This window comes from Pradoshia sp. TA40_28 (genome assembly GCF_059694525.1).
On sequence record NZ_JCATZO010000010.1, the window covers coordinates 47,265 to 59,688 of the forward strand.

Genomic DNA, 12,424 nt, shown 5'->3' on the forward strand with positions numbered 1-12,424 from the left:
AGAGATGTAGGATTTTTATTCCATATTTTTTTGCAGTAAAAATGAATGAGCATTCATTCAAATTAAAGGGGGATTTAATGTTGAACCTTCAAATTAAAAAAGTAGCTGTACTTGGATCAGGGGTTATGGGTTCGGGAATCGCAGCACATTTAGCCAACATTGGAATTCCGGTTAAGCTATTGGATATTGTTCCAAGAGAACTTAGCGCGGATGAGGAGAAAAAAGGGCTAACTCTTGAAGACAAACAAGTACGTAATCGTTTGGCCCAAATATCCATTCAAAAACTACTTAAACAAAAACCTGCACCTTTAACCTCCAAGAAGAATTTATCTCTTATAGAGCCGGGAAATTTTGAAGACGACTTGTCGAAAATTAATGACTGTGACTGGATTATTGAGGTCGTTGTTGAAAGACTTGATATTAAACAAAGTGTATTTGCACAAATAGATGAATATAGAAAACCAGGCAGTATTATAAGTTCGAATACATCTGGGATTTCCATTGAGGCCATGGCGGAAGGACGTTCTGAGGATTTCCGTAAGCATTTCCTTGGTACCCATTTCTTTAATCCACCTAGATACTTGAAGCTGCTAGAAATTATCCCAACCAACGCAACATCACCTGAAGTAGTAAGCGCAATGAAACAATTTGGGGAAGATGTTCTAGGCAAAGGCGTCGTAATAGCAAAAGACACCCCGAATTTTATTGGAAACCGAATTGGAACCTATGGTTTATTAGTAACCGTTCGTGAAATGATGGAGCGAGGCTATAGTATCGGTGAAGTTGATTCTGTTACTGGTCCTTTAATTGGCCGTCCGAAGAGTGCTACGTTCCGTACACTCGATGTAGTGGGACTGGATACATTTGCCCATGTGGCTAAAAACGTATATGACAATGTAGATGATGAAGCAGAGAAATCTGTATTTGAAATACCTGAATTTATGAAAAAAATGCTTGAAAACGGATGGTTGGGAAGTAAATCCGGCCAAGGATTTTTCCTTAAAAAAGGAAAAGAAATACTAGAACTGGATCCTTCCACTTTGGAATATGTTGAACGGAAAAATTTAAAAGCTCCATCGTTGGATATGGTAAAGCAAGAGAAAGGCGCTGCAAGAAAATTGAAAGCGCTTATCTATTCGGATGATCGTGTCGGTGAATTGTTATGGAATGTGATCAGCCCTACGTTACTCTATTCGGCAGACTTACTTGGTGACATTGCGGATGATATTGTAGCCATCGACCAGGCAATGAAGTGGGGATTCGGATGGCAGCTTGGACCATTTGAAACCTGGGATGCGATTGGTTTAGAGAAATCCGTTGCCAAGATGCAGGAGGAGGGCCAACGTGTTCCTGATTGGATTACGCAAATGATAGATAGTGGCGCTACAACCTTCTATAAAGAAGGAGAAAATGGAACTCTTTATTATGCAAACGGCGAATATCAACAACTTGAAGTGAATGAAAAAAATATTAATTTGAAGTTGATTAAGAAACAAAAAGGGGTCATTAAGAAGAATAGCGGTGCCAGTCTGATCGATATAGGTGATGGCGTAGCCTTGCTGGAATTCCATTCACCTAATAATGCGATTGGTTTTGACATTATCAATATGATTAATTATGCAATTGAAGAAGTAGAGAAGAATTACAAAGGATTAGTCATAGGGAACCAAGGTAAAAACTTCTGCGTTGGAGCCAACTTGGCTATGATTCTGATGGAAGTACAAGATGACAATATTTTTGATGTGGAAATGATAACACGTCAATTCCAGCAAGCAATGATGAATATTAAATATAGTAGGAAGCCGGTCGTTGCCGCACCGTTTAATATGACGCTAGGCGGCGGGGCTGAAATTTGCCTGCCTGCAGCAAAAATACAGGCTTCATCTGAGACGTTTATAGGCTTGGTAGAAACCGGTGTCGGCTTATTACCTGGCGGCGGTGGAAATAAGGAGCTTTATATTAAATATTTGAATAGCTTACCGAACGGGGTTGATTTCGACCTTACTAAGATTGCTATTAATGTGTTTGAAACAATTGCTACGGCCAAAGTATCGACTTCAGGTGACGAAGCCAGAGAAAATAACTTCTTGAATAACAATGATGGAATCAGCTTTAATCCTGATCATCAGCTATATGATGCAAAACAGGCTGTTATTGCCTTGTATGATACGGGCTATAAGCCGCCGGTACGCAAAAAAATTCCGGTATCAGGTGAACCGGGTTATGCGGCTCTTTTATTGGGAGCGCAGTCCATGCTTTATTCCGGTTATATCTCAGAGCATGATTTAAAAATCGCCCAAAAGATTGCTTATGTTTTAGCTGGCGGAAAAGTGCCATATGGAACAGAGGTAGATGAACAGTACTTACTTGATTTAGAAAGAGAAGCGTTCATTAGTCTTGTCCAGGAAGGGAAAACCCAACAGCGCATGCAACATATGCTTGTTAAAGGAAAACCATTACGTAACTAATAGAACAGAAATTTGATTGATTAAGAGGAGGATTGGCATGAGAGAAGCAGTAATTGTTGCCGGAGCCAGAACCCCGGTTGGCAGAGCCAAAAAAGGAACTCTTGCAAATGTTCGACCAGACGATTTAGGTGCATTAGTAGTAAAGGAAACTCTGAAACGAGCAGAAAATTACGACGGGCCAATTGATGATATGATCTTTGGTTGCGCGATGCCTGAAGCTGAGCAAGGGCTTAATGTGACACGTAATATCGGCGCCTTGGCAGGTTTGCCATACAATGTGCCAGCTATTACGATTAACCGCTATTGTTCATCAGGTTTGCAATCTATTGCCTACGGTGCGGAGCGAATTATGCTCGGGCATTCAGAAACGGTCATTTCCGGCGGGGTTGAATCGATGAGTATGGTTCCAATGATGGGGCATGTTGTTCGTCCAAATTCCAAATTGGCTGAAGCAGCTCCTGAATACTATATGGGAATGGGACATACAGCAGAAGAGGTTGCAAAAAAATACGGTATAACACGTGAAGAACAGGATGCCTTTGCTGTACGCAGTCATCAAAAGGCTGCACAGGCCATCCGTGATGGAAAGTTTAAAGATGAAATTGTTCCAGTAGATGTGACTCTTCGTCATGTTGGATCAGATCATAAATTGAAAGAGCGCTCTGTCCAATTTACAACCGATGAAGGGGTTCGTGAAGGGACGACAAAGGAAGTACTGGGGAAATTAAGACCTGCATTTTCACTTACAGGAACAGTGACAGCCGGCAATGCTTCACAAACAAGTGATGGAGCAGCAGCTGTTTTACTGATGGACCGGGAGAAGGCGGAAGCGGAAGGCTTCAAACCACTTTTGAAATTCCGCTCATTCGCTGTTGCGGGTGTACCTCCTGAAATTATGGGGATCGGTCCGGTAGAAGCGATTCCTAAAGCGCTTAAGCTGGCTGGATTAAGCTTATCGGATATTGGTTTATTTGAATTGAATGAAGCATTTGCATCTCAATCCATTCAAGTCATACGCCACTTGGGAATCGATGAGGAGAAAGTAAATGTGAATGGCGGTGCGATTGCATTGGGTCACCCACTTGGTTGTACCGGTGCAAAATTAACCCTGACACTTTTAAATGAAATGAAACGTCGTAATGAGCAATTTGGCATTGTAACTATGTGTATTGGCGGAGGCATGGGCGCCGCTGGTGTATTTGAATTATTGGCATAAAAATGTAAAAGGGATGAGATGATTGGGCATAGAAACTCCCTGGTCATCTCCATATAAGGAGGAAATATAGTGGCTAATCAAACTGAAGAAGTATTAAAAGGCGGAGCATTTTTAATTGAGGATATTGAAGCAGAAGATATGTTTACTCCTGAGGATTATACAGATGAGCACAAAATGATTGCAAAAACGACTGAAGATTATTTAGTAAATGAAGTGTTGCCTCAAGTGGAATATCTAGAAAATCATGAGTTTGATCGTTCAGTGAAATTATTGAAGCAAGCTGGAGAACTTGGATTATTGGGTGCGGATGTACCGGAAGAATACGGCGGTTTAGGCTTGGATAAAGTAAGCTCTGCCCTGATTTCAGAAAGATTATCACGTGCAGGAGGATTCTCCATTTCTCATGGAGCACATGTTGGAATCGGATCACTGCCAATCGTTTTATTTGGTAATGAAGAACAAAAACAAAAGTATCTGCCATTATTAGCTACGGGTGAAAAATTAGCTGCCTATGCTTTAACAGAACCAAGCTCAGGTTCTGATGCACTCGGAGCAAAAACAACAGCTAAATTAAATGAAGCTGGAACTCACTACATTTTAAATGGTGAAAAACAATGGATTACAAATGCAGGCTTTGCTGATGTATTTGTTGTATATGCGAAAATTGATGGAGATAAATTCTCTGCATTTATCGTTGAAAGAGAATACCCTGGTGTCTCTACTGGAGCAGAAGAAAAGAAAATGGGAATCAAAAGCTCTTCAACCAGAACACTAATCCTTGAAGATGCTGAAGTACCTGTTGAGAACTTATTGGGTGAAGCGGGAAGAGGGCATGTGATTGCCTTTAATATTCTTAATATTGGCCGTTATAAATTGGGGGTTGGCGCAGTTGGGGCTTCCAAGCGCGGATTTGAATTGGCTGCTACGTATGCTAATCAGCGCCAGCAATTTAAAACACCAATCTCTTCGTTTAATTTAACAAAAGAAAAGTTGGCTACAATGGCTTCCAAAATATATGCAGCAGAAAGCTCTGTCTACAGAACTGTTGGATTATTTGAAGAAAGAATGAGCCGACTTAGTGATGAAGAGGTCAAAGATGGGAAAGAAGTCGCAAAGGCTATTGCTGAATACGCGATCGAATGTTCCTTAAATAAATTCTTTGCTTCTGAAGTACTGGATTATGTTGTCGATGAAGCCGTTCAACTTCATGGTGGATATGGATTTATGGCTGAATATGAAATTGAAAGAATGTATCGCGACTCTCGCATCAACCGTATATTTGAAGGTACAAACGAAATTAACCGTCTGCTTGTACCTGGAACATTCTTGAAAAAAGCGTTAAAAGGTGAATTACCACTCTTGCAAAAAGCACAGGAACTGTCTGAGGGATTAATGATGCTTATGCCTGAAGAGCCGGGTACTGAGCCGCTTGATCAAGAAAAGCATCTCGTTAAAAATGCCAAAAATATCGGTATTATGATTGCGGGATTAGCTGCACAAAAATACGGTACTGAGCTGGAAAAAGAACAAGAAATTCTTGTGAATATTGCAGATATCGCTTCTTTCATCTATGCAATGGAATCAGTTGTTCTTCGAACAGAGAAGGCAATTAAAAAAGATGGACTGGAAAAGAATAAACAAAAATTACTTTATACTCAGATCTTCTGCCAGGAAGCATTTGGAGAAATTGAAAAGCATGCTAAAGAAACATTGGTGGCAACAGAAACAGGGGATACATTACGTATGATGACCTCTGCTCTACGTAAATTTACACGTTTCACACCAATCAATGTCATTGCAACTAAACGTGAAGCATCAGAAAAATTAATTGAAGTTGAACGTTACACTGTTTAATCTAGACGGTTATAGAGGAAGCCTGGTGAAAAAACCGGGCTTTTTTCTTTTTTCATATAGAGCAGACTAATGGACACTTATTTAAGCAATGTAAATCAGTTTAAGCGGGCTAAAAAAATATGGTATGCTTCAATTGAGGTGAAAAAACAATGATAACATTCTTTTGGTATCCCAAATGTGGGACATGCAGAAAAGCTAAAAAATGGTTTGATGAAAATGGAATATCCTATCAGGAAATCGATATAGCACAAAATCCACCGTCCAAAGAAGAATTGGAAACAATGTATAAAAAAAGCGGATTGCCACTTCAGAAATTTTTCAACACAAGTGGTATGAAATACAGAGAGCTTGGATTAAAAGATAAAGTGAAGACAATGTCAGAAGATGAAATGCTTACCTTACTTGTATCTGACGGGATGTTGATTAAGCGTCCAATCGCTTATGATGGAGAGAAAGTAACTGTCGGGTTCAAGGAAGAAAATTTCCAAAATTCATGGGCATGAAATTATTGTCAAATGAGTAGTTTGATGTCATGATGAGGTAAGAACCATATATACATTTTGGGGGGATAAGATCATGAGCATTCCAGCAGAATTAAGATATACAGCAGAGCATGAATGGGTTAAACAAGAAGACGGAAAGATTCGAATCGGCATAACTGATTTTGCTCAAAAAGAGTTGGGAGATATCGTATTTGTAGAGCTTCCTGAAGTTGGAGATGAATTAACACGCAATGAACCATTTGGCAGTGTGGAATCTGTAAAAACAGTATCTGAATTATATGCTCCAATCAGTGGTAAAGTTGTTGAAGTAAATGAAGAATTAATGGATAATCCAGAATACGTAAATGAATCTCCGTATGAAAAAGCATGGATGATTTTAATTGAACCATCCGAAACAAGTGAATACGAAGAATTAATGGATGCTGACCAATACGAAACAGCAACTAAAGAAGATTAAAGGAGAAAGAAGCTTTGCTTCTTTCTTTTTTAGTGATCCTAACTATCAATTGTTACTTTTTAGCTGGTTAGGGTAAGATACTTGTAATAAAATGGCGAGAATCTATGTGTGTTTAACATAGTCTCCTGGCAAAAGGTGATAAACATGTGGGAGTCTCTCAACGAAAAAGTAATTATAGTGGAAGGTTCAACTGATCGTAAAAGGGTACAAGCTGTTCTAAATGAACCCGTTGAAATCATATGCACGAATGGAACGATTAGTCTTTCGAAATTGGATGAATTAGTCGATGCACTTGAAAATAAGGAAGTGTATATTTTGGCTGATGCTGATGAATCCGGAGAAAAGCTAAGAAAACAGCTGCGGCGAGAAATGCCGAACGCTTTTCATTTATATATCGATCGGACCTATCGGGAAGTGGCAAATGCCCCGGGGTATCATTTGGCAACGGTTCTCTTAGCAGCCAATATCGATGTGAAGGCTGAATTTTTAAAACAAATAAAGGATGTTAAGCAAAATGAACGATCAAGCTTCGATAAATAAAGCAATCTATACGTTTACCCCCCTTTGCGGTACCTGTCAAATAGCTGGAAGAATGCTTGATATCGCAAAAGAAGTTCTCCCTAGTGCACCATTAGAAAAGGTGAATCTTAACTATTCAAAAGAACTTGCAGAAAAATATCAAATTGAAAGTGTACCGTGCCTCATTTTAATTAAGGATAATCAAGTAATAGAGAAAATATATGCCTTTCATTCCGTTCCATATCTCGTGGATCGATTAAAATTAATTATAGATTAATAGGGATTATTTCTTAGGAAATATGTCGATGAACGATTTGCTAGTGTATGTCTATATAATCGACATACACTTTTTCTTACTTTTTATGAAATATTGTAGGAGAAGTTTGCAGATTATAAGCGTATAATATATTTATTTTAAAAATTCAGAATAATCAGTTGATTAGTATATATCGATATGCTATAGTTTTAACAACTTAATAGTTGCTTGATTCTTATCAAGAGAGGTGGAGGGACTGGCCCTTTGAAGCCCGGCAACCGGTATTTATTATCATACACGGTGCCAATTCCTGCGGATATATATCCGGGAGATAAGGAGAGATGGAAAATGCCTACCTCTTCTTGTGAAGAGGTTTTTTCATTTACTCACTTCTCTACTAAAACGAAATGGAGAGATGTAAAATGGCAAACGAGCAAAAGAAGTATCGGTTTGAAACAGTGGGTATACACGGAGGCCTACAGCAAGATCCATTAACAGGAGCGAGAAGTGTACCAATATACCAATCAAATGCGTATTTATTTAAAGATACAGATCATGCTGCGAACTTATTTGGATTAGCTGAACCCGGATATATTTATACGAGAATCCATAATCCCACATCAAGTGTATTTGAGGAAAGGATAGCTGAACTCGAGGGGGGAATTGGAGCTTTAGCTGTTTCAAGTGGTGCTGCGGCTATCACACTCTCCATTTTAAATATTGCAGGATCAGGTGATGAAATTATCTCTGCTTCCACTCTATATGGAGGAACCTATAATTTATTCGCTAATACTCTTCCTAAGTATGGGATTGATGTAAGATTTGTAGATCCAGTGAATCCAGAAAATTTCAGAGAAGCCATTACTTCAAAGACGAAAGCGATTTTTGCAGAGACCATCGGAAATCCAAGCCTGCAAGTGCTAGATATTGAACGGGTTGCGGAGATTGCCCATGAAGTTGGAATTCCTTTGATCATTGATAATACTTTTGCCACTCCTTATTTAACACGGCCGATTGAATTTGGAGCAGACATCGTCATTCATTCTGCTACGAAGTGGTTACTTGGAAATGGAACGACATTAGGCGGAGTGATTGTAGATGCCGGGAATTTTGATTGGAATTCGCCTAAATTTCCTGGGTTTACAGAACCAGACCCAAGCTATCATGACTTGATTTATAGTGAGGCAATTGGAGCCGCAGCTTTTATTACAAAGGCAAGGGTACAGCTATTGAGAGATTTGGGTCCGTCCCTAAGTCCATACAACGCCTTTCAATTTATTCTTGGATTGGAAACCCTGCATGTAAGAATGAAAGAGCATATCGCTAATACAAGAATAATAGTCGATTATTTAAAACAACATCCTGCCGTATCCTGGGTCTCATATCCAGGCGATCCAGACCATAATGATTTTGAAAAGGCGAAGAAATATTTACCTAAAGGAGCAGGAGCAGTCGTTGTTTTTGGAATAAAGGGAGGACGTGAGGCAGGTAAAAAGCTGATTGATTCCATTGAGCTATGGTCCCATGTGGCCAATGTCGGTGATGCAAAAAGCTTAATTATTCATCCGGCAAGCACTACTCACCAGCAACTTAGTGAGGAGGAATTAAAGGCCTCCGGGGTGCAGGAGGATCTAATCAGGCTTTCCGTCGGTATAGAACATGCAGAAGATTTAATTGAAGAATTGGAGCTGGCGATTGAAAAGTCAACAGGGATTTCTTCGAATAAAGTCGTGGCGAATTAATCTAGTATTCACGCTATAAAGACTTTGCTGTTGACAGCTCTTTCTTCAACATGATAGGATAGCAGACAGTTAGATTTAATTGTATAGTGTCATTTACTCTTATCAAGAGAGGCGGAGGGATTGTGCCCTTTGAAGCCCGGCAACCGGCAATCTAGCAGATTGAAAAGGTGCCAATTCACACAGGATGAACTAAAATCCTGGGAGATGAGAGAAAGGAACATGTTTATAAATTAATCATGCCTTTCTGCCTCCGCAGAAAGGCATTTTTGTTTAATTGAAAACTATCTTAAAACTAGATGTTGAAAGAAAGAGCGGTGAACTTTTTTATGATTACATTACGTGATGTATCGAAGACCTTCTCGGGAACCTTTAAACGTTCATCAGCTGTCAAAGCAGTAGATCAAGTCTCTTTGTCAATTGAAAAGGGAGAGATCTTTGGAATCATCGGGTACAGCGGAGCAGGAAAAAGTACCATGATTAGAATGCTGAACGGTTTGGAGAAACCATCCGAAGGCAGTGTAGTAGTAGCAGGTAAAGATATGGCTGCTATTAAAGGTGCTGAACTTAGAAAAGCCAGAATGGAAATAAGTATGATATTCCAACACTTTAATCTTCTCTGGTCCAGGACAGTCAGTGAAAATATAGAGTTTCCTTTAGAAATTGCCGGTATACCAAGCAAAAAACGTAAAGAAAGAGTAAAAGAGCTAGTCAAACTGGTTGGATTAAATGGACGTGAAAATGCCTACCCATCCCAATTGAGCGGAGGTCAAAAACAACGGGTTGGAATTGCGCGTGCATTAGCCAATAATCCAAAAGTTTTGCTTTGCGACGAAGCAACTTCAGCACTTGATCCGCAGACTACAGATGACATTTTAGAGCTGCTGGTCGATATAAATGAACGACTTGGCTTAACAATCGTATTAATTACGCATGAAATGCATGTCATACGTAAAATCTGCCATCGCGTTGCTGTGATGGAGATGGGGAAAGTAGTAGAGAGCGGAAACGTGCTTGATGTATTTAAAAAACCAACTGCCCCGATTACGAAACGATTTGTACAGCAGGTTACCGAGCCAGAGGAAACGAAGGAAACCATCGAGCATTTGCTTGCTGAATATCCGACAGGCAAAGTCGTTCAGTTATCCTTTATCGGTGAATCTGCTGAAACACCTGTTTTATCAGAGGTCATTCGCTCTTATAAAATTAATGTAAATATATTGCAGGGAAAAATTTCACAGACTCAGAATGGATCCTATGGAACATTATTTATTCATGTAGATGGAGATCCAACTGAAGTTTCGAAAGCAATTGAATTTCTTCACAATCAGGAAATCGGTGTGGAGGTGATTTCCGAATGATAGAAACATTATTTCCAAATGTAGTATGGGAACGTATCTATGAAAGTACATGGGAAACCATCTATATGACAGGTATCTCATTAGTAGCAACTTTCTTCTTAGGAATTATATTGGGTCTCCTTTTATTCCTGACCTCCAAGGGAAATATGTGGGAAAACAAAGTGGTTTACGGAATTGTAGGTGCTTTCGTTAATATTTTCCGTTCCATTCCTTTCATCATATTGATCATTCTGCTCATTCCTTTCACAAAGGCGTTGGTGGGAAGCATTATTGGTGTCGAGGCTGCTTTGCCAGCTTTAATTATTGGAGCTGCCCCGTTCTATGCACGAATGGTTGAAATTGGTTTGCGCGAGATTGATAAAGGTGTAATTGAAGCTGCAAGATCTATGGGTGCCAGTTCATTTACGATTATTAGAAAAGTGCTCATACCAGAATCATTACCTGCATTAGTTTCAGGTATAACAGTTACCGCGATTGCGTTGGTTGGGTATACAGCGATGGCTGGTATGATAGGTGCTGGTGGACTGGGGAACCTTGCCTATCTTGAAGGATTTAGCCGAGGCCAGACAGATGTCACGTTTGTTGCTACTGTTTTAGTATTGGTTATTGTGTTTATTCTCCAATTTATTGGAGATTTTATAACAAGAAAATTAGACAAACGATAGGGAGGAACCAAAGTGAAAAAGTTATCATTCATACTTGTTTTAGGATTAACTCTTCTATTGGCAGCTTGCGGAGGGTCAGGAGATGAAGCCAATTCAGGTGACAAAGATCTAAAAACGATTAAAATTGGTGCTTCAAATGTTCCGCATGCGGAAATTTTGGAAGAAGCGAAATCTCTTCTTGAAGAAAAAGGTATTAAACTCGAAGTTGAAGTATTTACAGATTATGTAATGCCGAATAAAGCATTAGAAGATGGTTCAATTGATGCAAACTATTTTCAGCATATCCCTTATTTCGAGAGCCAAGTGAAAGATAATGGGTATGATTTTGCTAATGCAGGCGGTATCCATATTGAGCCGATTGGTGTCTATTCCAAGAAGTACGATAGCTTGGACGATCTGCCTAAGGGTGCAACGATTATCATGAGCAGCTCGGTAGCTGACCATGGACGTATGTTATCCATGCTTGAAACAGAAGGCTTAATAAAGCTGGAAGATGACATTGATAAAACAACTGCAACTGTAGATGATATTGCAGAGAATCCTAAGAAATTAAAATTTAAAACAGATATTGAAGCACCTATGTTAACGCAGGTTTATAATAATGATGAAGGTGATGCGGTACTGATTAATTCCAACTATGCAATTGATGCAGGTTTGGTTCCAGCAGAGGATGCCATCGCTCTTGAAAGTGCTGAAAATAATCCATATGTTAATATCATTGCCGTTAAATCCGAAGACAAGGATAAAGAAGAAATTAAAACTTTAGTTGAAGTCCTTCATTCAACAGAAATCCAGGATTTTATTACTGAAGAATACAAAGGGTCCGTTGTCCCTGCAACTAAATAATTTTTGAAATAAAAAGTACAGCCAAATTAGTGGCTGTACTTTTTTCTTCTATTATAAATAGTGTCTCTTAAGCCTGTGCTTCAGCCGCTTTTTACCATGATTATAAAGTCTCTTGGGTATCATTTTTCCGAATAGTTAAGAATTTCCTTGAATAAATACGCCAAATCGCTTTTAAGATGTGCTCAGTGTGGTATATAGACTTTGAGGGTTCTTCTCTATAGTGATACCCTTATTATAATAAATAGAAAGGAATGATTTATTATTTTTGACAATCAGTTACAACTTCGAGTAACAGATGAAATGGATAAGGCGATGAGACAGGCACATGGGGTTGGATATCAAGTATATAGCCAAAATTTGAATGTGCGTATGAAAGTTGAAGAGAAGCGTGAACGCAGTTATATGAAGAGCAATCAAATCTTAAATGATGTGAATAGAAGAGTTTATGGATAAGTGAATATAGTCTTAAAGGGACTATCTAATACGTTCTTAAATAAAAACAGGCAGAGGAAAAATGAGTTTTTTTCCTCTGCCTGTTTT

The 12,424-nt window shown here is 39.1% G+C and carries 12 protein-coding genes and 2 riboswitches; all 12 genes read left to right on the forward strand.

What is annotated here, in order from left to right; genetic code table 11:
- The first annotated feature begins 77 nt into the window (after positions 1-77).
- A complete protein-coding gene (locus tag AC58NB_RS13610) occupies positions 78-2,468 on the forward strand; it encodes a 3-hydroxyacyl-CoA dehydrogenase/enoyl-CoA hydratase family protein (protein WP_497427386.1) in 2,391 nt (796 codons plus the stop codon).
- A 37-nt stretch (positions 2,469-2,505) separates the two neighbouring features.
- The gene (locus AC58NB_RS13615) at positions 2,506-3,684 is read left to right on the forward strand and encodes an acetyl-CoA C-acetyltransferase (protein ID WP_497427387.1); all 1,179 of its coding nucleotides are present in this window, start codon (positions 2,506-2,508) and stop codon (positions 3,682-3,684) included.
- Positions 3,685-3,753: 69 nt separating this feature from the next.
- A complete protein-coding gene (locus tag AC58NB_RS13620; RefSeq protein WP_497427388.1) occupies positions 3,754-5,538 on the forward strand; it encodes an acyl-CoA dehydrogenase FadE in 1,785 nt (594 codons plus the stop codon).
- A gap of 149 nt (positions 5,539-5,687) precedes the next feature.
- A complete protein-coding gene (locus AC58NB_RS13625) occupies positions 5,688-6,041 on the forward strand; it encodes an arsenate reductase family protein (protein WP_497427389.1) in 354 nt (117 codons plus the stop codon).
- A gap of 73 nt (positions 6,042-6,114) precedes the next feature.
- On the forward strand, positions 6,115-6,498 hold the full coding sequence (gcvH, locus tag AC58NB_RS13630) for a glycine cleavage system protein GcvH (protein WP_497427390.1): 384 nt from the start codon (positions 6,115-6,117) through the stop codon (positions 6,496-6,498).
- Positions 6,499-6,642: 144 nt separating this feature from the next.
- Positions 6,643-7,038, forward strand: a complete 396-nt coding sequence (locus AC58NB_RS13635; protein WP_497427391.1) for a toprim domain-containing protein — start codon at positions 6,643-6,645, stop codon at positions 7,036-7,038.
- Entirely contained in the window at positions 7,013-7,294 is a 282-nt protein-coding gene (locus tag AC58NB_RS13640) for a thioredoxin family protein (RefSeq protein ID WP_497427392.1), read from the forward strand. The genes AC58NB_RS13635 and AC58NB_RS13640 overlap by 26 nt, the downstream gene beginning before the upstream one ends.
- 211 nt (positions 7,295-7,505) lie before the next feature.
- A riboswitch (SAM riboswitch) is annotated at positions 7,506-7,611 on the forward strand.
- 84 nt (positions 7,612-7,695) lie between these two features.
- Positions 7,696-9,015: an O-acetylhomoserine aminocarboxypropyltransferase/cysteine synthase family protein gene (locus AC58NB_RS13645; protein WP_497427393.1), complete on the forward strand. Its 1,320-nt coding sequence runs from the start codon at positions 7,696-7,698 to the stop codon at positions 9,013-9,015.
- A gap of 96 nt (positions 9,016-9,111) precedes the next feature.
- Positions 9,112-9,226: riboswitch (SAM riboswitch) on the forward strand.
- A 115-nt stretch (positions 9,227-9,341) separates the two neighbouring features.
- Positions 9,342-10,373 (forward strand): methionine ABC transporter ATP-binding protein, encoded by a 1,032-nt coding sequence (locus AC58NB_RS13650; RefSeq protein ID WP_497427466.1) that lies wholly within the window; start codon positions 9,342-9,344, stop codon positions 10,371-10,373.
- Positions 10,370-11,038 carry a methionine ABC transporter permease gene (locus AC58NB_RS13655; RefSeq protein ID WP_497427394.1) on the forward strand — a complete coding sequence of 223 codons (669 nt, stop codon included), beginning with the start codon at positions 10,370-10,372 and terminating at the stop codon, positions 11,036-11,038. The genes AC58NB_RS13650 and AC58NB_RS13655 overlap by 4 nt, the downstream gene beginning before the upstream one ends.
- 12 nt (positions 11,039-11,050) lie before the next feature.
- Positions 11,051-11,884 (forward strand): MetQ/NlpA family ABC transporter substrate-binding protein, encoded by an 834-nt coding sequence (locus tag AC58NB_RS13660; RefSeq protein ID WP_497427395.1) that lies wholly within the window; start codon positions 11,051-11,053, stop codon positions 11,882-11,884.
- Between the two features lie 300 nt (positions 11,885-12,184).
- Positions 12,185-12,337, forward strand: coding sequence for a YuzK family famiily protein (locus AC58NB_RS13665; RefSeq protein WP_491133301.1), 153 nt, complete (start codon positions 12,185-12,187; stop codon positions 12,335-12,337).
- Positions 12,338-12,424 lie beyond the last annotated feature (87 nt).

What these genes read in the sequence shown, in the direction of transcription:
- gcvH (WP_497427390.1), top strand. Translation starts at nt 6,115, where the DNA reads ATGAGCATTCCAGCAGAATTAAGATATACAGCAGAGCATGAATGGGTT.
- AC58NB_RS13610 (WP_497427386.1), top strand. Translation starts at nt 78, where the DNA reads ATGTTGAACCTTCAAATTAAAAAAGTAGCTGTACTTGGATCAGGGGTT.
- AC58NB_RS13665 (WP_491133301.1), top strand. Translation starts at nt 12,185, where the DNA reads ATGGATAAGGCGATGAGACAGGCACATGGGGTTGGATATCAAGTATAT.
- AC58NB_RS13650 (WP_497427466.1), top strand. Translation starts at nt 9,342, where the DNA reads ATGATTACATTACGTGATGTATCGAAGACCTTCTCGGGAACCTTTAAA.
- AC58NB_RS13625 (WP_497427389.1), top strand. Translation starts at nt 5,688, where the DNA reads ATGATAACATTCTTTTGGTATCCCAAATGTGGGACATGCAGAAAAGCT.
- AC58NB_RS13640 (WP_497427392.1), top strand. Translation starts at nt 7,013, where the DNA reads ATGAACGATCAAGCTTCGATAAATAAAGCAATCTATACGTTTACCCCC.
- AC58NB_RS13615 (WP_497427387.1), top strand. Translation starts at nt 2,506, where the DNA reads ATGAGAGAAGCAGTAATTGTTGCCGGAGCCAGAACCCCGGTTGGCAGA.
- AC58NB_RS13645 (WP_497427393.1), top strand. Translation starts at nt 7,696, where the DNA reads ATGGCAAACGAGCAAAAGAAGTATCGGTTTGAAACAGTGGGTATACAC.
- AC58NB_RS13635 (WP_497427391.1), top strand. Translation starts at nt 6,643, where the DNA reads ATGTGGGAGTCTCTCAACGAAAAAGTAATTATAGTGGAAGGTTCAACT.
- AC58NB_RS13655 (WP_497427394.1), top strand. Translation starts at nt 10,370, where the DNA reads ATGATAGAAACATTATTTCCAAATGTAGTATGGGAACGTATCTATGAA.